This window comes from Clostridium celatum DSM 1785 (assembly GCF_000320405.1).
GTDB lineage: Bacteria > Bacillota > Clostridia > Clostridiales > Clostridiaceae > Clostridium > Clostridium celatum.
This window is the reverse complement of record NZ_KB291596.1, coordinates 1-26,367: the sequence shown is the minus strand read 5'-3', so window position 1 is coordinate 26,367 and position 26,367 is coordinate 1. Positions and strand designations below refer to the sequence as shown.

Sequence of the window (26,367 nt, the reverse complement as noted above, 5' to 3'; positions counted from 1 at the left end):
TTGTTTTTTACACAAATCTATCTACTCTCCCGTATAAAACAATAACATTATTTTATATATTTATTGAACAATTTTAATATATTGCAATCCAAAAAGGATGTCCAGATGGACATCCTTTTATGTTATACTAATTTCAACATGATTTTAAAACAAAGCCTTTTATAATTAAACTACTTTAGTAATCCTCTTTTATCAACCCAACCTGCAATATTTCTTTGCTTAGCTCTTGCTACTGCAAGCTCACCTTCTTTTACATCATTAGTTATAGTTGAACCTGCTGCAATATAAGTATTATCTTCAACTGTTACAGGTGAAATTAAGTTTGTATTACATCCTATAAAGCTATTGTTTCCAATTATAGTTTTATTTTTATTCTTACCATCATAGTTAACAGTAACTGTACCACATCCAAAGTTACAACCTTCTCCAACTTCAGCATCACCTACATATGTTAAGTGTGATACTTTAGTATTATCTCCAATAGTTGATTTTTTAATTTCAACAAAATCACCTATTCTACAGTGATTTCCTATAGCAGATTCTGGTCTTACATAAGCAAATGGACCAACTGTAGTACCTTCTCCAATAGTACTATCTAAAATTACTGAGCTTTGTATTTCAACATTATTTCCAATTTTAGAATTATTTATTCTTGAGTTTGGATATAACATAACTCCTTCTCCAATAACAGTATTACCTTCAATAACGTTTCCTGGATATATTATAGTATCTCTTCCAATAATAACATCATCACCAATATATGTATTTGATGGATCAATTAGTGTTACCCCATTATCCATATGTCTTAAGTTAATTCTTTTTCTTAATATATTTTCAACTTGAGCAAGTTGTGCTCTTGAGTTAACACCTAATGTTTCTTCAAATTCTGCAGTAACTGCCCCAACTCTTTCGCCTTGTTCTTTTAATATTCCAATAACATCAGTTAAGTAATATTCTCCTTGAGAGTTGTTGTTTGATAATTTGTTTAAAGCATCTAATAATGAAACTATATCAAAACAATAAACTCCTGCATTCATTTCATTAACCTTTAACTCTTCTTCATTACAATCTTTATGCTCAACAATCTTTAAAACTTCGTCTCCATTTCTTATGATTCTTCCATAACCTGTTGCATCATCTAAGATTGAGCTTAAAAGTGTTGCCTTATTGTTATTTGCTTTATGTTCTTCAAAAATTTTAGCAATTGTTTCTTCAGTTATTAATGGAGCATCTCCACAGAAAACAGCAACTGTTCCAGTCTTACCTTCTAAGAAATCTATAGCACACTTAACTGCATGCCCAGTTCCTAATTGCTCTTCTTGCACAGAATAACTAACATTTCTACTTTCAGTTTTAGCCTTAACTAATTCTGCACCTTTTCCTATTATTACATTAACATCTTCAATTTTTGCTCTTCTTAATGTGTCTATAACATGGTTTACCATTTCCTTACCACATACCTTATGTAATACCTTTGGTAAATCTGATTTAATTCTTGTTCCTTGACCTGCAGCCAATATTAAAGCACAATTATACATACTAATTCTCCTATTACTTAATTTTAATTACGCCTCAGGGGAAAATTATAATGCCCTTACCATAAGTCATATATTATATTTACCTGTGGCTAAATATACAAAAGTTATTATATCATAGTATATTACTTTATGTTCATTATATATACGAGTTATTTCAACATTGAAAAAACTTTTTTTGGATAAGTTATCTATTTTTTCATTTAGACTTTATAATATTATTAAATTGAAAGTCATATAAAACAAAAATAAACTATGCTTAAGCATAGTCTATTAATTAAAATTCAATATTTTTATTCTCTATTCTCTCCAAAACAAACTTGTTACATTCACTACTTATCCCTAATTTATTCATAAATGCCTCTACTTCACTAAATAATTCTTCTTCATCAGTTTTCATAGTTAAATAATCTGTAACTACCTTACTTATTTCAAGAAATACCTCACAACATTTTGATTGAAGCTCTTCATTTACTAATTTTAATACTACTGTTCTATAAATTATATACCCATAAATTGCACTTAATTTTAAGCAATCAGTAACTTCTTGTTTATCTATTTTTTCTATTTTGTATTTGATTCTCATAAGATCAAATTCTTTAAATAACTCTTCATTTATTACAAAATGAATTGCAGCATTAATAAATTCATCTCTTATTTCTTCTGTTACACTTTCTTCTATGTAGTTAATTATTATTTCTTCTATATCATTTGTTATGATTCTTCCCGTAGTTTCTGTCATTCTTTTTCCCCTTCTATTATACTGTAAAGTGCATTTTGTCTTTAATGTTTTAAAAAATATAAAACTTATACTGATTTATATAATCTAAATATAATTTTATCATATTTTCACATATTATAACAATTATATTATCCAAATATTTGCTTATTAACATAATTATATATGCTCCTCAACAATTCCCATTTAATATTATAATTTCACTAAATATTATATTAATATAACATTAATATAATATTATATTATTCCAATCTGATTTTTGATTTCACCTTATAAATATATAAAAATACCTAGCAAGGTTAAATTTCCTTGCTAGGTATTTCTGTAATTTTATGATATTTTATTTTTTTCTTTTATTCATTACAGCACCAACAGTAGCTATAATAGTACCAAATAATCCAACTGCTACAGCTGATGTTCCTCCTGTTTGAGGTAATTTGTTACCTCCTGTATTATTACCATTTCCATTTCCACTTCCATTTCCACTTCCGTTTCCATCACCATTTCCGTCTCCGTTTCCATCGCCATTTCCGTCTCCACTTCCATCGCCATTTCCGTCTCCGTCTTTATCTGCTTCAACTAATCCTTCAAGGGCATCTTTTAAGTTATTATAAGCTTCATCAACCTCTTCTTGAGTTGCATCCTTATCTTCTAATACCTTCTTAGCCTCTTCTAAGACTTCCTCTAATTTATTCCAAGTATCCTCTGTATAATCATCTTTATTTAATTCTTCTATTGAATCTACTAATTCTTCTAGTTTTGATTTATCTACTTTATTAGTATCTTCAACTTTTTCTAATTTTTGAATTGCATCATATAGCTTATTATAAGCAGCATCAACTTGTGCTTGAGTTGCAGATTCATTTGCTAATACTTTATTAGCTTCACCTAATGCTTCTTCAAATTTACTCCAACTATCTGATGTATAATCATCCTTCTTTAAATTATCTGTTGAGTTAACTAATTCTTGTAATTTTGATTTATCTACCTTATTAGTGTCCTCAACTTTTTCTAATGTATCAACTGCAGTTTTTAAACTATTATAAGCTTCATTAACTTCATTTTGTAAAGCATTTTCATCTGATACTACTGAATTAGCTTCTGATAAAGCTGCTACTACCCTACCCCAACTGTCCGCAGTATATTCCTTTGAATTTAAATTCTTAACTTGTTCTACTAAATTTATTAATTCAGTTTTATCCCCTTTATAAAATTCTAATCTTTGCATAACATTGCTTAACCTATCAAAAGCTCCATCAATTTGATCTTGAGTCGCTGCTTCATTATTCAAAATAGCCTTAGCTTCAGCTAAAGCTGCTTTAAATTCATTAGCAACTACTGGAACAACCATTTCAAGTTGATCTTCAGTAATTTCTTCAGCTTTTTCAATAGCAATTGATAAATGTAAATTAAATACACCTTCAGCTTTTTCAGCTTTAGCTTCTCTTATAATTGCTTCAGCTCCATTACCCGTATTTGCTAAAGCTGAAACTGGAATTTGTCCTAAAGTTACAGCTATAGCTATAACTAAAGAAATATTCTTGTTCATTACATTTCTTCTTCTCATAAAAACTCCCCCATAGCTAAAAATCTTAAAGAACTTAATTTTAATTATGTTTACACTTCTTAATTCAAAATTATACCATTTGTTTCATTTGGTTACAATTATTTTATAATAACGTTTTCATTAATTTGTTAGTATTTATCCTAAAATATTAATAACTTCTCATAATTTTTTCTTATTAATCTTATAAAAATATTAAATTAAACTATCCAATCTAAAACAAAAACTGATTTTCCCAAAATTCAAATAACACTTATAAAAAAATAAACATCTAATAAAAATAATCAATTCTTATCAGATGTTATTTATTTTGAAAATAATAAATATAATTGGTTAACTTTACCTTCTAATATATTATCTTGAATCCCCTTAATTATATATCCTCATAATTAACTAATTGCACTTTATTTTCTGATATTCTATAAATTTTATGACACATACTTAAAACACTTAACCTATGAGTAGTTACTATACATGTCTTATTAAGATTCTCCGACATAATATTTTTTAATACTCGTTTTTCAGTATCCATATCTAATGCAGAAGTTGCTTCATCCAGTAAAAGTACTGGAGCATTTCTAAGTAAAGCTCTTGCAATAGATAGCCTCTGATTTTGTCCTTCTGAAAAACTTCTTCCCTTTTCTAGAACGCTACTATTTATTCCTTCAGGTAGCTTTTCTACAAATTCATATGCACAAGCATATTTTAAAGCTCTTATAATTTCTTCATCAGTTGCATCAGCTTTTACCATTCTCATATTTTCAGCTATAGTTCCTGTAAACATAGTTTTTTCTTGTGGCACATAAGCCATAAGCTTTCTAGTACTTGCAGATATTTTACATTTAACATCCTTACTATTATAAATAACTCCATCACCCTCTGTAATATTCAATAATCCTAATAAAATTCTCATAGTAGTAGTTTTACCTTCACCAGATGGACCAATAAGAGCTATAATTTCTCCAGGGTTTGCAATAATATTAGCGTTTTCCAATACATTTTTGCCTGATTTCTCATATTTAAACTTAATATTATCTAACTTTATAGAAACACCATTTTCTTCACAAGTGGCTGCTATTTCATTTGCAATTTCCTCATCTAATACTTTCTCTCTTGGTAATTTAATAACCTCCATAATTCTTCCAGCAGAAGTAGTTGCAGAAATAGCTGATGGTACTAATCCTATTAACGCAGAAAATGATGACGATAATGATGATGATAACTGTAAAAATAAAGTCATTGTTCCATATGTAATATGTCCTGTCCAAAGCCTATAAACACCCCAACCAAAACAAGAATAAGTTACAATCATTCCAACTAAAGACATAAATGACGATGTATATATAGTAAACTTATTATACTCTAAAGTAGTTTCCTTAAATTTTTCTTGTATTTTTCTAAGTCTATCAGAAAAAACATCATTTAAACTAAATGCTTTTATAGATTGTAAGTTTGTAAATGTTTCTTCATTAAAAGACATCATTTCGCTACTTATTTCTCTAACTTCCTTATTTCTATTTCTCATTTTTTTCATAAGAACTTTAGAAACGCAAAGAGCTATTGGTGCACTTAATAATGCTAAAACAGCCATTGTAGGATCATAATAAAGAATAACTACTAATATAGAACAAAATTGAACTGTCTTTGTAATTAAACTTGGTACCCAACCTAAAATACTATTAGAAACTGTTGTTGCATCAGAAGTTAATCTATTAAGCAAATCACCACTTCTATAATAAGACATAGATTCCCAATCAGTATTAATTATCCTATCATAAATATCTGCTCTTATTTCATTTCCAATTTTAATACTAATCCTAGTTGATATTCTATTAGTAACTGCATTAATTACTAAATTTCCAATTGCCATTACTACCATTACAAAAGCTATAAATCCAATTCCTCCAGAATCATATCCAGTTACAGCATCAATTAAGTACTTAGAAGCAACACTTCCCCCTAAGCCCATGACAACTCCAAGTATTCCTAAAAATACATAAAATATAATAGCAAGTTTATATGATTTTACATAGCTATATATCCACTTTGCTTCCATATACATTTCACTTAGCATACCATCGTCTATTTTCTTCTTAATCTTTTTAATAAATCCAATCATACCTTGTCCCCTTACTAAATCCAACTACTACCACATCTATAAAGTCTTTCATAATAAAATTGGGGCTGTATTAAAACCAGCCCCACCTTTACATATTAAACTTATTTCTCAGCTATATATTTTTATATTTTATTCCCCATAATACTTATAGTACCCATATTTCTTTTCAAGTTTATAGTCATTTAAAACTGTTCCTATTATATTTGCATTAACTCTACTTAATTCACTACAGCTTCTCTTCAATACTTTTTCCTTAGTCTTATTTGACCTTACTACTAATATTGTTCCATCACACTTTGTTGATAATACTTGAGCATCTGAAACTGCAAGAACTGGTGGTGAATCAATAATTATATAATCATAGATTTCTGCCATATTATCTATTAAGTTTGTAAGAGCATTTGAGCCCACAACTTCTGACGGATTAGGAACTTTTGTACCACAAGTTAATAAATCTACATATTTATTAACTTTTCTAATGACTTCTTGTGGTTCACGTTTATCTATTAAAATATCTGTTAACCCCTCATTTTTAGAAACCTTAAATAATTTATGAAGAGCTGGTTTTCTTAAATCACAATCAATTACTAAAACTCTTTCCTCATTTTCCGCTAACACAAAAGCTAAATTTCCAGCTGTTGTACTTTTACCTTCTCCTGGTAGGCTACTAGTTACTAATATTGTTTTTGTTTTCTTATCAACAGAAGAATATTTTATATTAGTTTTTACATTTCTATAAGCCTCAGCTGATACCGATAGTGGCATTTTTTCTGCTATGAACATATCTTTTCCCTGCCTTTCCAAATTCCTTTTCTTGAGTTGGTATAGCACCTAAAACTGGTATATCTAATATTTTCTCTAATCTTTCTCTACTCTTAATTCTGTCATCTAAATAATCTACTACAAATATTATTCCTATTCCCGCAATTAATCCTACTATAAATCCAATGATTATAATCCTTCTCTTATTAGGATATGCAGTACTAACAACTGCACTATTAACAATATTAGGACTAGAATCTATAACAACTTCTTTATATCTTTCTACAAATTCTAATGCTACTGCATCTAATATTTTATCTATATTTTCCTTCTTTAAACTTTTATATTGAATGTACATAATAGGTGTTTCTTCTGCATATGAAAATGATACACAGCTTGCTATTTCACTAGGAGAAACATTAAATTTATTCTTTTCAACAACATCTTCATAGAAATCCTCTGTAACTATCATATCTTTGAAAAGTCCCATATTATTCTTATAAAAATACACTTGTTGAACAGTAGAATAATCCATAGTTTGACTATTCATTCCTAAAAAAATACTAACCTTGGAAGAATAGCTTGGTTGCATTTTATTAGCCTTATATGCACTTAGACCTGTTGTAATGCAAACACAAAGTATTATTATCCACCATAACTTTTTAAAAATTTGAAATAACTCTTCAAAATCTAATAATTTCTCATCCATCTTCTTTTTCTCCTCTATACTTAATAACAAATTACATACGCTTAAATATAATAGTTAAAATCTAAATATACTTAATTATTCCAACAGTAATCAAAAAAGCAGATATACCCATACATAATATTCCTATGGATAATTTTAAATTTTTTCTTTTTTGTCTTACTCTTATCTCTCTAATTTTTATTCTTTTTAACCCTTCTAAAGAAATAACATTGTTCTCAAAATTATTCTCTACTCTTTTATTATCCATATTTACACCCCTATCTCTTCCCTTTGAAAAAATGATATCATTTTACATAATTTCTTTCAAATATTATACATTTATTACAAAATACAATAATCTCTCTTTTATGACATAAAAAATTCCTTCTATATGTGATATTTTTTTAAATTAATTTAATTTATTTAATGCTGTTATTTAAGAAAATTAACCTAAAATAACTTTAATTTGTTTTTAAATAAAATAAATTATTTTTCTTGAAAATTTATTGCCTTTGTCGTTATTTTGGTTACGATATTTTAAATGTTTTAATTTTATAAAAAATTAAAACATTTAAAATACTAATATAGTTATTTAAGGAAAATATTTATTTATTATGTATTTTTTATAAAACAAATAAATCTCAATATATAAGCTAATAGCTTATATATTGAGATTTTAATACTCTAATTTATTCTTTTATTCTTTTATTCTTATAAAAAAAGTAGCCTATTCCACCTAAAATACTAATTCCAACACAAGCTAAAATTAAATATATCCATGTATTATTCACATTATTAGTTAATAAATTTTCATTTTTAACTTCTACTTTTTCATTGCCAACATTCAACTTATTATCGTCATTGACATTGTTATCATCATTATCTATATTGCTTGAACTTTCACTTTCATTACTATTATTTTCACTTTGTAATTTATTATTTTTATCTTCTTTCTTATTCACATTAGAGTTGCTAGAAGTATTGTTTGGCTTTATTTGAGAACCATTGTTATTATTTGAGGAACTACTGTTATTTGTATTACCTTGAGAATTATTATTGTTGCTTTGAGAATTGTTCCCGTTTGACCCTGTGCTTCCTTGAGATCCATTTCCACCTGATGCATTATTATTTTCAGATCCGTTATTTCCTACATTATTAGACCCATCATTATTTGTATTGTTATTTGATTCATCATTACCTGTATTATTATTTGAACTGTTAGTCTTTATTTCACAGCCAATAAAATTAAACTTATAGTTTTCAACATCATTTCCTATACGTTGAACTAATTTAACCTTCATGGCATCTTGCCCGATAGATATATTTATATCATTAATCACTTTAGCATTAATGGATACTAACGTTCCACTGCCTTTAATTCCTTCATTCTCTCCTAAAAATGTAAATGAATATGAAGCAGTGTTTCCATTCTTATTGGTTTCTCCACCAAGCTCCATTATATTATCTATATTCTTAGTTATAAGCTCACTTCCATTAATACTTTCAATACTTAATAAATTTGTATCATAAGTAAAATCTACAGATGCAGCATAAAGTTTTTCTACGTTTTTAACATTTACTAATATCTCAATATTAGATCCTTTTTCAATTTTTCCATTAACCTTTATTTCTACAGATGTATCGTTAGCATAGGCATTTATAGGCATTACACATACTACTAATACTAGTAAAGTAGTTATTATTTTTATTATTGACTTATCCATCAGTCTCTGCTTTTTATTCATAAATTATCATCCCCCATATATAAATAATATATATTACTATTTATATTATTTCTGCAGCTTTTAACTTATTTAAAAACTCATTTAAATCTTCTCTTGCTATATTCTCTTCAACTTCATATTCATCTAATATTAGCTTTAAAATATCCTCTTCTGAATTCACCTTTTCTATGTTATTCCAAATAAAAGCACCTAATTCATTAACTGTTATAAGTCCATTAAAATTAAGAGTTGTTTCTCCTGTTGGCACTAATATATATTCTCCTGCTATTTCTCTTAATATAAATTCCTTCTTTAACTTCATAACTTTTCTCCCCTTATCATTTTAAAAATTCCCCTGAGGTAGCTTGTCTTTACTTACTTTCCTAAGTAATATAGTAATTTATCTTATATTATTTCGCCCCTGGGGCAATTAACTTATATGCTTTTTCTGTTTCTTCTAAAATCTTCTCTGTCATTTTACAAATATATTTAGGAGCTTTTTCAAAATCTCCTGTTTCTGTTACAACAGATGCTCCACATACAGTACATGCAAACTTCTTTTCGCACTTTGTACATTTCTTAGGCATTCTTAATTTATCTGTTTCATCAATAATTTTATACCATGCTGGTATTAAACCCTCTTTAAATGGATAAGCTACCGGCCAATTCATCATTCCACAAGCTGTCATTTCGCCTTTCCAATTAATCCAAAAAGAACTTTTTCCTGCTCTACATTTTAATTTTTCTCTAGTTTCTTCATTATCTATAATATTTTTATTTTCTATATTATCAGAATCCTCTGCGGAACTATCAAGGCTTTCACATTCTTCTAACTCACTTTTAAATTTAATTAGGCCTTCTCTCATTGCTATAGCTCTTTTTGAAAATTCATCTTTTTCTAATCTTAGCTGATCTATTTTTACTGAATAATGTGCAGCTTCTTGTGGTGTAAATCTATCCCCAATTCCTATGGCTTCTTCATTTCTTCTTGTTGGTGGGAACATATATGATGTAGCTTGCACATACACATTGTTTTCTTTAGCAAATTCATATATCTTATCTAAATCTTCAATATTATATTGAGTCATACTAGCATTTATTTTTATTGCAATTCCTGCTTCTTTTAACATTTTTATTGCTTTAGTTGTTTTATCAAAGCCCTTATTATCTCTACATAATCTTTCATATGTTTCATTAGAGCCACCATAAAGTGTTATTTGCATTCTATATGGTGGATTTTTTGATAACCAGCTTACTACTTCTTCATCAATTAAAGTTCCGTTTGTATTTATAGAAATCATAAAGCCCATCTTTTTAAGCTCTAAATATAATCTTTTAAAATCCTTATATAAGAACGGTTCTCCACCTGTTAATAATAAAAATAACATTCCAGCATCTCTACATTCTCTTGCAAGCTCTAACCATTCTTCTACAGTCTTTTCTCCACCTAATTCATTTACCTCTTGTTTTGTTTTTCTAACATAGCACATCCTGCAATCCAGATTACAACATGGAGAAAGTTCAAAAGTTCCACTTAGTGGAATCTTACTTTTTGATGCCTTTGCAAATAAATATTTTGATATTCTTGGTTCTACTGCCATACCTATAAAGCTCCTCTCATTTTTATCCCTTGTCTATATAAATTCCCCTTACGAGGTATTACTTTCAAATTTAATTTACTATATATTTTTATACGAATAAATTTATTCTCTTATCTATAATTCATTATTTAAATAATCATTTAATACATCAGTTGCTTCTTTATCTGGTCTACAAGAAAGCATTACTACTGGAACCTTTTCTATTAATTCTTCAATTAAAGTCATAGCAAGCTCCATATCTTTTTTATTCCATCTATTAATAGCAACTTGTCCTAATAATATCTTAAAAGCTTCTATCTTGGATAATCTTCTAACTGAATTTTCTTTTGCTTGCTTCAAAACTACTATTGCCTTAAGTGGTGCTTCTTTATTCTTACATATATTTGATGAACCACAGAAAGGTAACCCATATGCAAAATATTCACCATTTCTAGTTCCAATGGCAGACCTATCACCATTAATTATTTCTGCACCTTTATATTTCTCCCAAAGACTTGCTTGAGTAGACTTTCCAGTACCAGATGGTGCTGTGAATAATATGCTTTCATTATTATGTATTATAAATGATGAATGAAGTATCATTACTTCTTTACTTAATAAAATTCCTTGAATATTTAATCTACTAATTAAATATTCTATATTCTCGTAATATTTTATATATATTGGATTTATTGTAACATTACTAAATTTATTTTCTTCCTCACAACATATTTCCCACATCTTGCTAGTAGGTATTTTATAATACCAATAATATTTATTATTTTTATAATATACCTTCTTAACTTCATTTTTAAAAACAATATATTTTTCTTCATTATCTTTTAATTTATTTACTTCTATATTAAATTTAAATTGTTCTTTATTATCCTCATTATTATAAATCTCAAATAAATTAATGTCTTGTCCTCCATTTAAATCAAACGGCGTTACTATATTTAATTTTATATCTGCAATTTTAAAAATTCTCTTCATATATTGTACCTAATTTCTATACATTTATTTAAAATGGCCATGCTATTGCATGACCATCTTATTTAATTAAATTTTATGAACCAAAATATCCTGCCCCATCTACAGGGATATGATAGCAACCTTTATCATTATTTTCTGCATCATCCCATAGTGAATCACATACTGATAAACTATTAAATATAGTCATTGCTCCACCAAAGTCTGGATCTGGGTAAGCACAAAGATTTATAGCCCCTGTATCTCCAAAGTTAACATCAATAGTACAACTTCCTGCTATAAATTCTGATACTTCAAAACTTTCTATAAATATTTCTGGTTTTCTATATATCTTTTTCATTAATACCCTCCCTCTGTTTTAGCTTCTGTTCCAATTTAACTATAATTTTTTACTTAAAGTTGTTAAATCAAATAAATCTATTACTCCATCAAATATAATGTCAGATTTATAAATATTATCTTCTTCTCCTATAACAACTCTACTATTATAGTTTTTAGCTACTATTGCTAAATCAACAATATCTACAACACCATCATTATTTACATCCTCTGACATTCCATTTACTCTACCTTCTGTTAAAATTTTTGCTACCTCTAAAGTATCTTCATCAGAAGTAATTTCTATTGTAGATGTTTGTTTTTTGCTAAATGTCATTTTTAAATTAGTGATTGATATAATGTTGTCTGTATTATTAGTTATAACAACTATATATTTATCTCCACTTAAAGTTAAAGTACCTGTAATATCATAATACATATCAGTAGCAGTCTTTATTGTTATATCTTTAGCTGCTGATGTTGTAGTTCCTCCAACTTTAACATTAGTTTCACCATTTGGAGCCTTCATTCCAACTTGGACTGTTTCAAGATCCGCATTATATGGAATATTAAATGCTATAGATTGTCCCTTTGCTAAATAAACTTCATTATTAGGACCTACATTTTTATACTCTTCAATTCCAGCACTACTATTTTTATCAACAAAAACAACTCCTGGATTTGTTGAATTTACATCAAAATCATTTGCCTTAATAAGCATATTTCTAACTTCTTGAATTACCGCATTAGCTTCCTTATCAGCAGCATATTGCTTATTAGCTTCATCAAAATCTTTATTATCTTCATTAGATAATCCTAATGGATTATAAATTCTTATAGCATCAAGATAGAATGTTGCTGCTTCCATAGATTGACCTACTATAATTTTCACTTCATAATTTCCATAAGGTAAATCTGTTACCTTGTGTACTGGTATTTGATATAGTATTCCTGAAGCATAATAATTATTAAGCTTTTTACTACTAACTAATTTATTATTATCTAAGTCTCTTACTTGAATTATAATACTTGTTGAATTAGTATCTGTACGACTTATTAAATCAAATCCAGTTCCCTTAAATGTAAATGATGCTGTTGTATCTGCATTTTTAGTTCCAACTACTACATGTGATGTTCCACCACTAAATTTATTATCACCAGTATAACTACTATCATAGCCATATGGGTGTCCATCAATAAATACTGTTCCATTATCTTGGTTTGTATTTGATGTATTAGTCGCTTCATCTGTAACAGTTGTCCAAGCTCCACTAAATGCAATTCCACCACCATTTTTCTCATTTTGAGCAAAATTATCTTCATAGTAAACAGTTGTTGCAGGAATTACTGTTAATTCTTGATATTGATAGAACTTAGTTTCACTACCATCTTGTGCAATAGTAGCTACCTCAGCTGAATAATAGAATTTGTCTATACTATCCATCATTTTTGTTGGAGTATATTTAACTATTCCATCAACTATTTCAGCTCTACCATTGTTATTTGTTACAGTTGTAGTGTTAAATTTACCGCTTGCTGTTTGACCACTTCCTAAAACAACATCATCTAAATTAGTTTCATTTTTATTAGCAATTGAATATAATTTAGCATTTTGTGTTAAATCATTCTTAATTACATCAATATTAACTGACTTACCATAATCTAATACTATAGTATCTGGAATTAATTTAGCACTATATACAACACCAAAAGCAACTGCTGAATGTGTAAATTGAGCATCATAACTTCCTGAAATTAATTTAGTACTTTGTACTTGACCTTCTGGTAATGTACCTATTATTTCGTAACTACCTGTTCCTGAACTTACAGCATGTACTGTATATGCTGCATCATCAATATGAAGATCATATCCTGCTGGAACTAAATCTTTAGCAACTACTTCTCCAGTTACAGTTGTTCCATTATTCCAATTAAATTTAAGTGATCTTGGATCAGAAACCTTCACACGATATTCAAAAGGTATTACTATTCCTTGAGCATTAACAGGTTCTCCCTTTTCATTAACTAAATAGAATTCATAAGTTACTTGAGCTGCTCCCCAAGGCATTTTAGGTTTTTCAAATGTTTTGTTAGAATCATTACCTAAGTAGTTTGTGTAGTTTAATTTAGCATACTCATTTGTATCATATAAACCATCACTACAGTCACCTTCCATAGAACCTTCTAAATAAACATAGTAATTTAATGTTATTTCTTTTTGAGTTATATCACCAATAGTCCAAGTAAATGTTTCATCAGAAATATTGTAAGTAAACTTTTCAGCTACTATATTTCCATTACTATCTTTAATATTTCCATCTTTTAAAGTCGAGCTTACTGTTCCATCTGCATTAAATGTAACCTTCTCAACTATAGTTGGAGTAGTTGATTTACGTGAACCAATTTGATCAAATGTACATGTTCCATTATTGTAATCAACTTTAGTATATAAATCATATTCTAAAACTTCTATCGTTGGATCAAATCCAAGAGGTTTTGTTCCACCTTCGCCATTATTATTTGGTATTGTATTTGTTGTTTGAAGATTAAATGAAGCTCCTAATTTATCAGTTACTACTGCATTAGTTCCAGCCTTTCTTATTTGCATTGCTATATTAGAAAATGCTGTATTTATTTCTGTTTGACTATCAGCTGATACATAATAATTAGTTCCAGATGATATCTTGTTTAATATTGCCTTAGCTTCATTAGGCGTAAATCCATTGTTATTATTAGAAGTTGCATTAGTTAATCCAAATCCTATAGAATATACTTTTGCACCACTTGTCTTTGCATCTTCTGCACCTTTTAATAGATTATTATTAGCACCATTAACAAGATTTGAAGTATTAGAACTACTCCAAACATAACGTGTTCCATTTGTTCCTGTATATTCTGAAGGTGCTCCATCAGTCATAAATACTACATACGTTTCTCTATTTGAATCTGCAGTAGCTAAAATTTCATTTGCCTTTTCAAAAGCATAATCATAATCTGTACCACTATAAGTATTAGTAATTGAATTAATAGTTGACTTAATACTATTCTTAGCTTCAGCATTCTTTAATCCATATAATACTTCATTTCCAGCCTCATTTTCCCATCCTGCAAATGTTACTAAAGCAAGACGGTTATTAGATTTTGTTCCATCATCGTTATCACCTAATAATATATCTACGAACTGAGTCGCTGCATCCTTTGCTGCTTTAAGCTTAGTTGTTGAATCATTAGCACTAACTGGATCCTTCATACTAGTAGATACATCAAATAAAAGTACTACATCTACACCTTTTTTAACAGGTACACCAGTTACCCCAAGTTCAACTTTAGCAACACCTGTACCATTAAAATCAGTGCTTGTAGCACCTTTATTAATCTTTACCGAACCTTCATTAGGGTATTGTGGATAATCTCCACCATTAGTAGTATCGTCTGGATATAATTTATCATCTGCTGCAACTACCTTCTTATAAAGTCTAACTGTACTACTGCTATCACTTGCTGTAAATCCTTTACTACTACTATAGCTTAAATAATAATCTTCATAGCTTATTGTATAGTTTCCATTGTTATTACTTACGTTTAAAGTTCTATAGTTATTTCTACTACTTAAATTAATATTATAAGAATTCCAACCACTTTTTAATCTTAAATAATAATTTCCATTTTTTACAGTATAACCATTATTACTACTAGTAAATGTCCATAAAGAAGCTCCATTAGCATTAGTTACTTTGTTTTCAGAAACAGTAACCACAGTACTTGCTATCTTTCCATCATTATTAGTTAATGCATTAGCACTATCTGCTGCAACTATTAAGTATTCTGCACCTGAATCAACTCCATCAGTATCAAGTACATACTCATAAGTAGTTGTAGTTTCTGCTAATGTTGATATACCTTCTTCTGTTAATGTAGTAGCAACTTCTTCTGTTGTATCTTCTGCTACTTCTTCAGAATCTTCTGTAGCAACATTATCTGAATCAGCTACTACCTCTTCTTCAACACCTTCTGTTGTGTTTGTTGTAGCCTCATCATTATTCACTTCAGAAACTTTTACTTCATAATAAGTAATTGCTTCATTGGCATTGCTATCAAATAACCACTTTTCTTCGTTGTAACTTAAATAGTTAGTTGTAGTTTCATTTTCTCCCTCTACTGCATAAGAGATATTGTTTTCACCAAACTTAACTATCACTCCATTTTCATCTACTAAGTTTAATTCACTATCTAAATACTTTCCTGCTTCAGATAGAAGATGATTTTCTTCATCAACTGTCCATATCATGCTACTATCTACATTAGATATAGCTTCATCTGTAACTTCTACAGATTTTCCAACTACCTTGTTTTCATTGTTAGATAATGCGGTCTTATTATCATAAACAATAACGTACTTTTCTCCAACTTTTACTTCGTTAGTTTTTTCATAAGTTAATTCTTGAACGTTAGCTTTTTCATTGCCATCTTTTTCTTCAGCTAATACATTACTTGGTAAAAAACCTGTAACCATCATTGCTGACATAACCATAGCTAAAAGCTTTTTAGTTGATTTTTTCATTTTGCTCCTCCCCCCTAAATACTTATCTTTGCCTCTTAATATTTTTAAGAAATATTAAATTGACATTTATATATTTTAAATTATAGGCATCTTCCTAAATTTATATTTGATACCTATAATAAAAACCAATTATCTAAACTAGCTAATTAACTTATATTCTTTAAGCAACTCTATTCTTTTATTTCCTATAATAATAGTGCTATTAACTGAATCTTTAAGCCTATGATTATTTTTTATATACTCAAATATTCTCTGAATCCAAGCTATAGGAAGTAAAATTGGATATTTTCTTAAATAAACATATTTATTATTAATTCTATCTACACTTGGAAAAACAGCTTTTAAACTTGAAAACTTACTTAGCTTTGAAGTGTTTTCCATAGCTCCTAGTGTCATAAGTGCTGAATGTTGTCTTTCCGAAGTACTTGTCCCATATATTCCTGCGTACATAATATCAGATAATAACTCATCACTCTTTACATAATATTCATTAACATTGTTAGGATACTCTATATTTCTATTCTTTAACCCTAAATACTTAACACCTATATCCATTAAATTTAATACAAAAGTCATCAAATTTAATCTTTCTAAATTGATCCAAATATACTCCCAATTAATCTCTTTCCCATAACAATTTACAAACATCACCAAATCACATAGTTGTCTTATTCCAAAACCACTAGCTAAAAAATGCTTAGTACTATGGCAAATAAGATATAATAAATGTTCATCATAAGAAAAAGTTTTTACTTTTACCCCATTAATTTCTACTGAAATACTATTTTTAAAAACATTCTTAAATATTTTCTCTAAATAATTGTATTTATAACTATTCTCTGAAAATAATTGCCTATGAAGTTCAATATGAAGTCCTGTTTTTTTACAAATATAAACTTGAACCATATCATCTTCATTTTCTGTTGTTTTAACAAGACCAAATTTTAAAAATATATCCTCACACCTTTTAAAATCTTCCTCTTTAATTAAAATATCCTCATCTGAAGAAATTCTTTGGTCTGGATTTGGATAAATGCTTCTGCATATTATTCCTTTAACTACTAAAGCATCTATATTAGCTTCTAATAATTCCTTATATAACTTTAAAAATGCATCACTTTTTACCATTTGATTTATAGTAATGGCAATAGATCTTTTTCTCCATTTCATTTGTAATTCATTACTTATATTCTTAAATTCATTAAGCTTATATACCGCTTCATAAACCATAGGAACTATCTTATGTATTTCACATAAATCATATAGCTTTTTCCAATAATCTTCTTCATTTATTTCACCATACTTTACTACATTTAAAACTTCTTTTTTATTCCCTAAGCTATATTTTAAAAATCTTAAAGTATCACTATAAATATTTTCCAAAGCCATCACCCCTTAACTACAACTAATACTAAAATTCCTATTTTAATTAATATAATCAACCATAAGAATTACACTTGTATCCTTGGAAAAATGATTTGCATCTACTTCTATAGTTGCTCCAGCTTCCACGTTTTCAAATTTACTTCTATATGTTATTCCGCCTAAATATAATCCACCTTGCTGAGCATATTTATAGTACACATACACTGTACCTAAGTTTTCATTGCTCTTATTTTTAATAGCTAATTTTTTATCATCTTTTATTATTTCTACCTTATTTTCCATTAATGAAGCTTCATTTAAATATGTATAAATAGAATCAACATATCTATAGTTATCATTATCATTAAACTCAAACTTTCCTGTAGATTCTAAAACTAGAGCTGATGTTCCTGCTGGTAATGTTGATACTTTAAATGTAATTATTTCATCATTAACACTTAAGTTAATTTCTGCATATTGAAGTAACTGACTAGACTTATTTTTAACTACTATAGATGCAACATTATCCTTTGGCACATCGCTTCCATCTTCAACAAAAGGTCCTGTATATTGACCAATACTTTCAATTACCAAGCTTGTCCCAGGTATTTCATATGGCACCTTTACTGAAAAAATATCAGTAGTAGTATCTGTTTCTCCCTGTTTTTCTTCTAATAATTCATCATTTATACTTCGTGGATTAAATCCTAATATCTTATCTATTTCTAAAGAATCTGCTGTAGGTGCTTCAATTTTTTCCTCTAAAACTTCTGTGTTGTTTTCTATTAACATTTCATTATTAATAGCATCTTCACTTTTATTTAAATTTCTTACTATAAATACTGTTCCAACAACAATTACTATAGCTGTAATTACAAATAATAAACTTCGTTTTTTCATACTTCTATTTATTCCTTATCCTTTTAATTTAAATTAGCAATTTTCTTTAAAAGTGAATATCCTTTAAAAATATTTCTTCTAAACTTTCTACATTTCATCCATAATAAAATCTTTAATTTATATATACTATCGTCACAATAAATCTCCTTATCCTTATCATCATTATTATTATGCAAAATAGTTTTAACTACCCCTATTACTTGATCAAACCTAACAACCTCTACCCATTCTTGGGCATCACCATTCATAATAAACTTGTTATTATCTATAATTTTATATACTCTATGTAATATATATTCTCCAGAATCCCTTTGAATAAAAACTATCTCCCCTTTTTTTACCTTTCTTTTATTAAGTGAAGTAAGTATTACACTACTTTCTTTATTCTTTAATGTTGGAAACATACTATTTCCTGTAACTACAAGCTTACATTCTCCGCCTTTATCTAATATTTCCTTCATTATAGGAACTATTTTTTCCCCCTTAAAAACCTTATTATTTCTGTATAAATTATTATCCAAAATAGTCCATTCCTTCCTCATCAAATTATATCATTCACATATTTCCATTTCAATTTTTTCCACATACTAAATATTAACATATTTCTCGCTGATTATTGGCTATTTTTTTAATTAAAATAATTTTTAAATTAAACTTATATACATTTACTTCATAAATAAATTTTTTTAAAATCATATTATAAAAATATAGAATACTTTTCTTAAAACCTCTAATTATAAGAGTGATTTGATTTTTATTAGTTATTTTATTCCAAATATTTCGCCATTAATTTTATTTTTATCAAAATATAGACAGTAAAATTGTTATTAAATTGTATTCCCTCTATTACATCTCATAAAATTTAAATAAAAATAAATAAAAAGTTACAAGAAATTTTTATAGATTCTTGTAACTTTTTATTTATTTTCTTTATATCATCATACCTGTTTTTAACTAGCAAAAAATGTAGCAAAAAAACCACAACCTAACAATACTATTACAAAGTAAATGTACCTTATTGAATTTTTGAGCTTGTTTACATCAAAACTACTTTCTACGAAGACTACATTATTCTTCATGTTCTATCCTCCATATACAAATCTTATACTTATATATGTATTCATAATCAAAGGATTTGTTACAAGTTTATATTTTTAGATACATTTTATTGACTATATGTTATTTTTCTTTGTAAACATTTACTAAATTGTAATTTTTTATAATTATTTTATTTTTTAAACCTCTTTATAAAATATACTTGTATATTTCTTCAAAGTTCATTGGTTTAGCAAAGAAGTATCCTTGGAAATAATCACATCCAATATTACTTAAAGCTTCAAATTGCTTCTCCGTTTCTACTCCCTCAATTACTATCTCCATATTTAATATATGGGCAATATTTCTTATATTATAGATGATGCTATAATCAACTTTTGTTTCATCTCCAATAAAACTCTTATCAATTTTAAGAATATCTAAATTAAGTTTTCTTAAATAACTAAAAGAAGAATAGCCTGTCCCAAAATCATCTAAAGCAATACTTGCTCCAAACCTATGTAATAAATGAATATTATCATAAACAATAATATTTTCATCAATAACTACAGACTCTGTTATTTCAAAGCATAAATTTTTCATATTAACATTATATTTATCTGTAATTTCTTTAACTTTCTCTGCAAAATCAAATTCTATAAGCTGAATAGGAGAAACATTTACACTTACTTGGAAGGCTGACTTACACTTAAATAATTCGCTAAATTTTATACATATTTCTTCAATAATCCAATATCCTATCCTTACTATTTCACCATTTTCTTCAGCATAAGATATAAAATCTAGTGGTGAAATAAATCCTAACTGTTTACTGTTCCATCTTATTAATGCTTCAAACTTTTTAACATCTTTATTCTTATCAATAATTGGTTGATAATATAAAATTAATTCATTATTATCTATTGAATATTTAAGTAACTCTTTAATCTTTTCAATATTAATCATCTTATTATAAATAGCATCATTAAAAAATAGCAATTTAACATTATCTACAGACTTTTTACTAGAATACATCATAAAGTCGCTTTTATTAATTAAATCATCTATATCTTTAGCACCTTTTGGATATGTTGCAACACCTGCTGAGAATTCGACCATTACTTTTTTATTTTTCTTTATTATAATTGGCTCCTTAAATCTTCCTAATATATCCTTATAGAAAAACTCTTTTAATTCTCTATTATTAATATATCTATGATAAATTATTATAAACTCATCTCCAGAATATCTAGTAATTATGCCACGTTCACCTAAAATCTCATTCATTATATTTCCAAACTTAACTAATAAATCATCCCCAATACTATGTCCAAAAATATCGTTAATATACTTAAATTTATTTAAATCAATAAAGATTAATGCAAATTCTTTATTATCCTTAATTAAATCATTACATATTTTATATAGCATTTTTCTATTTGGAAGCTTAGTTAATTCATCATGATAAATTAAAGATTGGATTTTTCTATCAAAAGACTTAGTTAATGAATTTGAAATAAGTTCTAGCTGTGCAAATTCATCCTTACTTTCAAACTCAAAATCGTTTTTTTCTAAATTGTTAAGTAAAACCTTTAGTTTATCTAAAGATTTAATAATTGGTTTAAAGGTTACTTTTGCAAATAAAATTAAGATAAGTATATAAACAATTCCTGTAACTGCAAAAATAATTATTCTAAATCTATTAATTTCTCTCATTTCTTTTGCATAAACAACTTCTTCATTATCAAATTCAAAAACTATTTCTGTTCCATTTTTAAGGATATCTGCTAATTTAACTATGTATTTATTTTTATGATTTTCTATATTATCTATAACTCCATCACTACTGTAGTATTCATTATCATTTATTTTTATATATGTATTTAAAGTTCCCATATAAAAATCTGAATCCAAATTTCTAATTAAATCATCAAGATATATATCTAAAATAGCTGCACCTAAAAGTGATTCATCATATTTTGATCTAATAAATTGAACTATTGATATGGCATATTTTCCTGTATTAAAATCCTTATGTACATCAGTTACTATAGCATCTTTTTTCTCTTCAAAATACTCACTTTTAATCCACGGTCTACTCATTAATTTAAAATCACTAATTACCTTGCCTTTTGTAATAAGATAATCTCCTGTAGAACTAATAATATCTATAGTATCTATAAATGTTAAATTTTTTAAATATCCTTCAAAGCTATTCATTTCTTGAATAATATTTTCTTTTTCGGAATCATCTAAATCTTCATATCTTTTATTTCTCTCTAATGTATGTATTATTTTCCAGTTATTTGATAGTTTATAAACTATATCTTTTAACAATTCAATATCATAACTTAATCTTTTTTCTGATTCTTTATGATGGGCTTGGTATGTAAAATAAATACTTCTTTCTAGTCCATATTCCATTAATACACTATTTGTTAACAATAATAACCCCATAAAGGTTATTCCTATTATAGCTAATTTTATATTTATCTTTTTTGTAAATATCATATTTTATAGTAAACATTTAGGGTAGTTCTAGACTTTCCCCTAACCCCTACTTTGTTTCATCTCCTCTTCCAATATATAAATTTTTCTATATTAAAAAAGTGATAAACCATATGTTATACATAAAGCTTATCACTATTATCATAAATAAGTTCTAATCTTATTTTCACTGCTTTTCTTACAGTTTACGCCACTTAATATGTAAAAATACTTATCATCAATAATAGCAAAATATTCTTATACTATCAAGTTTTGTTAACAACCTTAATAAATTAAATCTATTTCAAAAACAGTTTTATATTTATTATTTAAAGGCTTACCTAATTTAATAATTCCACCATGCATTTCTACTATAGTTTTAGTTATGGCAAGACCTAATCCTGATCCTTGTTTTGTATTTCTTGATTCATCTCCAACTATAAATGGTGAAAATATATTACTTCTAATTTCTTTTGATATTCCTAATCCATTATCTGCAATAATGATTTTGTATTTTTCTCCTACAATACTTAAGTTAACATATATCTTAGTTCCTACAGTATTATGTTTAATGCTATTTCCTAAAAGGTTGTCCGACACCCTTTGAAATTGTATTTTATCAATTCTACATTCCATTATTTTTTCTGGAATATCAACTTCAATATCAAATCCATTTTCTAAAATATCTTCATATTTAACAGCTACATATGCTCTTAAATACTCAGCCAAATCTACATTTTCAACAACTAATTTAAAATCTGGATGTTCTAATTTACTATATTCATGGAAGATATTAATAAGTTCTGTTAATCTTTTTGATTTAGAATAAATAATATTAAAATACTTTTTATAATCATCTTCATCAATAACTCCATCAACTAAAGCCTTAGAATACCCTTGAATTGTTGTTACTGGTGTTTTTAAATCATGAGAAATATCTGCAAGCATACTTTGCTTATCTTTAATTAACTTAAATCTTTCTATCTCACTACCTTCAAGCTTATTAACCATAACATTAAAACTGTCACAAATTTTAACAAACTCCTTAGGTCCTGAATAGACTATAGGTTCATTATTCTTACCTTCTGATAAAAGCTGCATTGCTCTATTTAATTTATCTAGAGGCTTTAACCTTTCTCTTTAAAATTTCTCCAAAAATAATAATACATATTATACAACCTATAAAGAATATAATTAACGAAGCAATACCTATCTTTTCTAAATTATTATAAAAATTCACATCATTAACCTTTTTTTCTTTAATAATTAAGGTTCTTATCTGACCTTCATCATTAATATAATCATACTTCATAAATGTATAATCTTTTGGATATTCTCCTATTAAATAGCCTACCTCTTCTTGTGTATATGATTTACTATGCTCTGCACTATTTCCTATTTCATAAACTACATTTAAACTTTCATCTAGTACCTTCATCCAACTATTCTTAGAATCATAAACTAAATATCCATCATCATCAAAACTATAAGGTGTTGATATTAATAATTTAAATTCTTCACTATCTTTACTATAAAACTTATATAGTCTTGTATCAATACCACACTGTCCGTAATAAGGTATAAGGTTCAATTGTCTTTTTGTATAAGATTTATCACCAACTACTCCATCTGATGAATAAATTACATCATTATTTTCATCTAATACTTCAATTATTCCACTATATCCTGCTATAAACTTTGTATCTAATTTACTAAACCTTTCTTGCCTAAGATTTTTCAAATCCTTATCACTTAAACCTGCTGCAAATTCTGACCTTTTATCAAAAATAGTAATAGCTATAGAATATATAATTACTCCAACTATCATTACTGATAAACTTAAAAAAATATAGTTTTTTATTAATAATAAAAATAATCCACCACGTTCTTTTTTACATTTTTTCAAACTTGTAACCTAACCCCCTAACAGTTTTTATATATGTAGGATTTTTAGAATCTTCCTCTATTTTTTCTCTTATCCTATAAATATGAACCATAAGAGAGTTATCATCACTTTGATAATATTCACCATTTATACATTCATATATTTGTGCTTTAGTAAAAACTCTGCCTGGTTTTTTCATGAATAAGGCTAACATTTTATATTCTGTTGGTGTACATGGAATTTCTACTCCATTTTTACTTATAGTTCTAGCGCTTTCATCTAAAGTAATTTCACCAATAGTTATAACCTTACCTTCCTGTTCCATACTTTCAGCATTAAATTCATAGCTTCTTCTTAAAAGTGATCTTATTCTTGCAAGAACTTCTAATGGATTAAATGGCTTAGTTAAATAATCATCAGCTCCTAAATCAAGGCCTAAAATCTTTTCACTATCATCATTTTTAGCAGAAAGAATTAAAATTGGTATTTGCGTTACTTCCCTTAATCTTTTAGTAAGCTCATATCCATTCATTTTAGGCATCATTATATCTAAAATAGCTAGGGAGATTTTATTTTTCATAGCTTTTTGGAAAGCCTCTTCCCCATTAGTAGCCACAACTACTTCATAGCCATCTTTCTCTAAATATAGCTTTAATAATCCTATAATATCCTCATCATCTTCTGCAATTAAAATCCTTTTATCCATATCTTTTTCCTCCTATTTATTTTGCTAACAATGGTAATTCTAAAAAATTTATCAAATAAGTTAATAGCTAATTATATTAATTCTATTAGTAATTTACAACCCATGGTTATTTATATGATAATTGTAAACTAGCAAGATAAAATTTTTATTTATAAAACCTTAATATAATCTTAATTGAAAATATATTTAACAATATTGTAATTATACTACAAATGATATTTATTTTGCCCCTGGGGCATAAGTGTATATTTTGTACATATATATTTACTAAGAATTTATTCCATTTATTGTAAACGTTTTATAAATTAAAGGAGGACTTTTTGTGATTAGTTTCTTTGTTTGTCTGGCTATATTGATAATTGGTTATTGTCTTTATAGCAAACTTGTTGAAAAAATCTTTGGACCAGAGTTTGACAGAAAGACACCTGCATTAGTTCATCCAGATGGCGTTGACTATATGCCAATGAAACCTTGGAGATCATTTTTAGTACAGCTTCTTAATATTGCAGGACTTGGCCCAATATTTGGTGCATTATCAGGGGCTATCTGGGGACCATCAGTATACCTTTGGATTGTTTTTGGTACTCTTCTTGCTGGAGGTGTCCATGATTTTCTAAGTGGTATGCTATCAGTTAGAAATGATGGGGCAAGTATTTCTGAAATTGTTGGTATCTACTTAGGTAAAGTAATGAAAAATGTAATGAGGGTATTTTCAGTAGTTCTTCTTGTTATGGTTGGTGTTGTATTTATGGTAGGCCCTGCTGGTTTATTAGCAAAACTTACACCTAATTTTATGAATGTAACTTTCTGGACAATTGTTGTATTAATTTATTATTTCCTTGCTACCTTATTACCTATTGATAAGATTATTGGAAAACTATACCCTATCTTTGGTGTATGTTTAATTGTTATGGCTTTAGGTATTGCAGGTGCAACAATATTAAATAATGGAACTAATCCAATGATGGAAATTACACTTGAAAATCTTCATCCTGATGGTGCTCCAATATGGCCATTAATGTTTATCACAGTAGCCTGTGGTGCTATTTCTGGTTTCCATGCAACACAATCACCTATTATATCAAGATGTATAGAAACTGAAAAAGATGGTAGAAAGATATTTTATGGTGCTATGGTTGCAGAGGGAATAATAGCTCTAATATGGGCATCTGCTGGTATTGCTTTCTATAAAGGAACTGGTGGATTGCTTGCAGCAGGTGGAGGTAATTCTTCAACTGTATATGATATGTCAATTGGCCTTTTAGGTAAAGTTGGTGGAGTTCTTGCAATGATAGGTGTTATTGTATGCCCTATTACTTCAGGAGATACAGCCTTCAGAAGTGCAAGACTTACAATATCCGATTGGTTTAAAATTGACGAGACTGTAGATAATTTTGTGTAATATAGTT

At 27.4% G+C, this 26,367-nt stretch carries 20 protein-coding genes and 1 pseudogene; 1 reads left to right on the top strand and 20 read right to left on the bottom strand.

Annotation, left to right across the window (positions count from 1 at the left end; all coding sequences use genetic code 11):
• Positions 1–170: 170 nt before the first annotated feature.
• From glmU to HMPREF0216_RS00010, 20 genes are all read right to left on the bottom strand, one after another.
• On the bottom strand, positions 171–1,538 hold the full coding sequence (gene glmU, locus HMPREF0216_RS00100; RefSeq protein ID WP_005209630.1) for a bifunctional UDP-N-acetylglucosamine diphosphorylase/glucosamine-1-phosphate N-acetyltransferase GlmU: 1,368 nt from the start codon (positions 1,536–1,538) through the stop codon (positions 171–173).
• 274 nt (positions 1,539–1,812) lie between these two features.
• Entirely contained in the window at positions 1,813–2,277 is a 465-nt protein-coding gene (locus HMPREF0216_RS00095; RefSeq protein ID WP_005209629.1) for a hypothetical protein, read from the bottom strand.
• A gap of 337 nt (positions 2,278–2,614) precedes the next feature.
• Positions 2,615–3,841 carry an LPXTG cell wall anchor domain-containing protein gene (locus tag HMPREF0216_RS00090; RefSeq protein ID WP_005209628.1) on the bottom strand — a complete coding sequence of 409 codons (1,227 nt, stop codon included), beginning with the start codon at positions 3,839–3,841 and terminating at the stop codon, positions 2,615–2,617.
• A 370-nt stretch (positions 3,842–4,211) separates the two neighbouring features.
• Positions 4,212–5,957: an ABC transporter ATP-binding protein gene (locus HMPREF0216_RS00085; protein ID WP_040418303.1), complete on the bottom strand. Its 1,746-nt coding sequence runs from the start codon at positions 5,955–5,957 to the stop codon at positions 4,212–4,214.
• Between the two features lie 129 nt (positions 5,958–6,086).
• Positions 6,087–6,740: a CpsD/CapB family tyrosine-protein kinase gene (locus tag HMPREF0216_RS00080; RefSeq protein WP_005209626.1), complete on the bottom strand. Its 654-nt coding sequence runs from the start codon at positions 6,738–6,740 to the stop codon at positions 6,087–6,089.
• Positions 6,700–7,428 (bottom strand): YveK family protein, encoded by a 729-nt coding sequence (locus HMPREF0216_RS00075; RefSeq protein WP_005209625.1) that lies wholly within the window; start codon positions 7,426–7,428, stop codon positions 6,700–6,702. Before HMPREF0216_RS00075 ends, HMPREF0216_RS00080 begins: the two co-directional genes overlap by 41 nt.
• A gap of 61 nt (positions 7,429–7,489) precedes the next feature.
• Positions 7,490–7,675, bottom strand: a complete 186-nt coding sequence (locus HMPREF0216_RS00070; protein WP_005209623.1) for a hypothetical protein — start codon at positions 7,673–7,675, stop codon at positions 7,490–7,492.
• A gap of 421 nt (positions 7,676–8,096) precedes the next feature.
• Positions 8,097–9,152 (bottom strand): cohesin domain-containing protein, encoded by a 1,056-nt coding sequence (locus tag HMPREF0216_RS16050; RefSeq protein ID WP_005209621.1) that lies wholly within the window; start codon positions 9,150–9,152, stop codon positions 8,097–8,099.
• Between the two features lie 40 nt (positions 9,153–9,192).
• Positions 9,193–9,453: a PqqD family protein gene (locus tag HMPREF0216_RS00060; RefSeq protein WP_005209620.1), complete on the bottom strand. Its 261-nt coding sequence runs from the start codon at positions 9,451–9,453 to the stop codon at positions 9,193–9,195.
• Positions 9,454–9,541: 88 nt separating this feature from the next.
• Positions 9,542–10,732 carry a radical SAM protein gene (locus HMPREF0216_RS00055; RefSeq protein WP_005209619.1) on the bottom strand — a complete coding sequence of 397 codons (1,191 nt, stop codon included), beginning with the start codon at positions 10,730–10,732 and terminating at the stop codon, positions 9,542–9,544.
• A 114-nt stretch (positions 10,733–10,846) separates the two neighbouring features.
• Positions 10,847–11,704: a hypothetical protein gene (locus HMPREF0216_RS16045; protein ID WP_005209618.1), complete on the bottom strand. Its 858-nt coding sequence runs from the start codon at positions 11,702–11,704 to the stop codon at positions 10,847–10,849.
• Between the two features lie 73 nt (positions 11,705–11,777).
• Positions 11,778–12,041 carry a hypothetical protein gene (locus tag HMPREF0216_RS00045; RefSeq protein WP_005209615.1) on the bottom strand — a complete coding sequence of 88 codons (264 nt, stop codon included), beginning with the start codon at positions 12,039–12,041 and terminating at the stop codon, positions 11,778–11,780.
• Positions 12,042–12,080: 39 nt separating this feature from the next.
• A complete protein-coding gene (locus HMPREF0216_RS00040) occupies positions 12,081–16,580 on the bottom strand; it encodes a VWA domain-containing protein (protein WP_005209613.1) in 4,500 nt (1,499 codons plus the stop codon).
• A 138-nt stretch (positions 16,581–16,718) separates the two neighbouring features.
• The gene (locus HMPREF0216_RS00035; RefSeq protein WP_040418298.1) at positions 16,719–17,963 is read right to left on the bottom strand and encodes a nucleotidyltransferase domain-containing protein; all 1,245 of its coding nucleotides are present in this window, start codon (positions 17,961–17,963) and stop codon (positions 16,719–16,721) included.
• Positions 17,964–18,005: 42 nt separating this feature from the next.
• A complete protein-coding gene (locus tag HMPREF0216_RS00030; RefSeq protein WP_005209609.1) occupies positions 18,006–18,845 on the bottom strand; it encodes a hypothetical protein in 840 nt (279 codons plus the stop codon).
• A 23-nt stretch (positions 18,846–18,868) separates the two neighbouring features.
• On the bottom strand, positions 18,869–19,366 hold the full coding sequence (locus HMPREF0216_RS00025) for a S24/S26 family peptidase (protein ID WP_242824704.1): 498 nt from the start codon (positions 19,364–19,366) through the stop codon (positions 18,869–18,871).
• Between the two features lie 724 nt (positions 19,367–20,090).
• Positions 20,091–22,337, bottom strand: a complete 2,247-nt coding sequence (locus HMPREF0216_RS16040) for a bifunctional diguanylate cyclase/phosphodiesterase (protein WP_169317562.1) — start codon at positions 22,335–22,337, stop codon at positions 20,091–20,093.
• A gap of 315 nt (positions 22,338–22,652) precedes the next feature.
• Positions 22,653–23,468 carry a sensor histidine kinase gene (locus HMPREF0216_RS16035; protein ID WP_005209603.1) on the bottom strand — a complete coding sequence of 272 codons (816 nt, stop codon included), beginning with the start codon at positions 23,466–23,468 and terminating at the stop codon, positions 22,653–22,655.
• A gap of 13 nt (positions 23,469–23,481) precedes the next feature.
• Entirely contained in the window at positions 23,482–24,273 is a 792-nt protein-coding gene (locus HMPREF0216_RS16030; protein WP_005209602.1) for a hypothetical protein, read from the bottom strand.
• A complete protein-coding gene (locus tag HMPREF0216_RS00010; protein WP_005209600.1) occupies positions 24,260–24,958 on the bottom strand; it encodes a response regulator transcription factor in 699 nt (232 codons plus the stop codon). The genes HMPREF0216_RS16030 and HMPREF0216_RS00010 overlap by 14 nt, the downstream gene beginning before the upstream one ends.
• 322 nt (positions 24,959–25,280) lie before the next feature.
• On the opposite strand from HMPREF0216_RS00010, the pseudogene HMPREF0216_RS00005 reads away from it, so the two are divergent.
• Positions 25,281–26,342 (top strand): annotated as a pseudogene (locus HMPREF0216_RS00005) (carbon starvation CstA family protein); the annotation flags it as partial.
• Between the last annotated feature and the right edge of the window lie 25 nt (positions 26,343–26,367).

Coding starts and splice junctions, on each gene's coding strand:
- glmU (WP_005209630.1), bottom strand. CDS start 1,538: ATGTATAATTGTGCTTTAATATTGGCTGCAGGTCAAGGAACAAGAATT.
- HMPREF0216_RS00095 (WP_005209629.1), bottom strand. CDS start 2,277: ATGACAGAAACTACGGGAAGAATCATAACAAATGATATAGAAGAAATA.
- HMPREF0216_RS00090 (WP_005209628.1), bottom strand. CDS start 3,841: ATGAGAAGAAGAAATGTAATGAACAAGAATATTTCTTTAGTTATAGCT.
- HMPREF0216_RS00085 (WP_040418303.1), bottom strand. CDS start 5,957: ATGATTGGATTTATTAAAAAGATTAAGAAGAAAATAGACGATGGTATG.
- HMPREF0216_RS00080 (WP_005209626.1), bottom strand. CDS start 6,740: ATGTTCATAGCAGAAAAAATGCCACTATCGGTATCAGCTGAGGCTTAT.
- HMPREF0216_RS00075 (WP_005209625.1), bottom strand. CDS start 7,428: ATGGATGAGAAATTATTAGATTTTGAAGAGTTATTTCAAATTTTTAAA.
- HMPREF0216_RS00070 (WP_005209623.1), bottom strand. CDS start 7,675: ATGGATAATAAAAGAGTAGAGAATAATTTTGAGAACAATGTTATTTCT.
- HMPREF0216_RS16050 (WP_005209621.1), bottom strand. CDS start 9,152: ATGAATAAAAAGCAGAGACTGATGGATAAGTCAATAATAAAAATAATA.
- HMPREF0216_RS00060 (WP_005209620.1), bottom strand. CDS start 9,453: ATGAAGTTAAAGAAGGAATTTATATTAAGAGAAATAGCAGGAGAATAT.
- HMPREF0216_RS00055 (WP_005209619.1), bottom strand. CDS start 10,732: ATGGCAGTAGAACCAAGAATATCAAAATATTTATTTGCAAAGGCATCA.
- HMPREF0216_RS16045 (WP_005209618.1), bottom strand. CDS start 11,704: ATGAAGAGAATTTTTAAAATTGCAGATATAAAATTAAATATAGTAACG.
- HMPREF0216_RS00045 (WP_005209615.1), bottom strand. CDS start 12,041: ATGAAAAAGATATATAGAAAACCAGAAATATTTATAGAAAGTTTTGAA.
- HMPREF0216_RS00040 (WP_005209613.1), bottom strand. CDS start 16,580: ATGAAAAAATCAACTAAAAAGCTTTTAGCTATGGTTATGTCAGCAATG.
- HMPREF0216_RS00030 (WP_005209609.1), bottom strand. CDS start 18,845: ATGAAAAAACGAAGTTTATTATTTGTAATTACAGCTATAGTAATTGTT.
- HMPREF0216_RS16040 (WP_169317562.1), bottom strand. CDS start 22,337: ATGGGGTTATTATTGTTAACAAATAGTGTATTAATGGAATATGGACTA.
- HMPREF0216_RS16035 (WP_005209603.1), bottom strand. CDS start 23,468: ATGCAGCTTTTATCAGAAGGTAAGAATAATGAACCTATAGTCTATTCA.
- HMPREF0216_RS00010 (WP_005209600.1), bottom strand. CDS start 24,958: ATGGATAAAAGGATTTTAATTGCAGAAGATGATGAGGATATTATAGGA.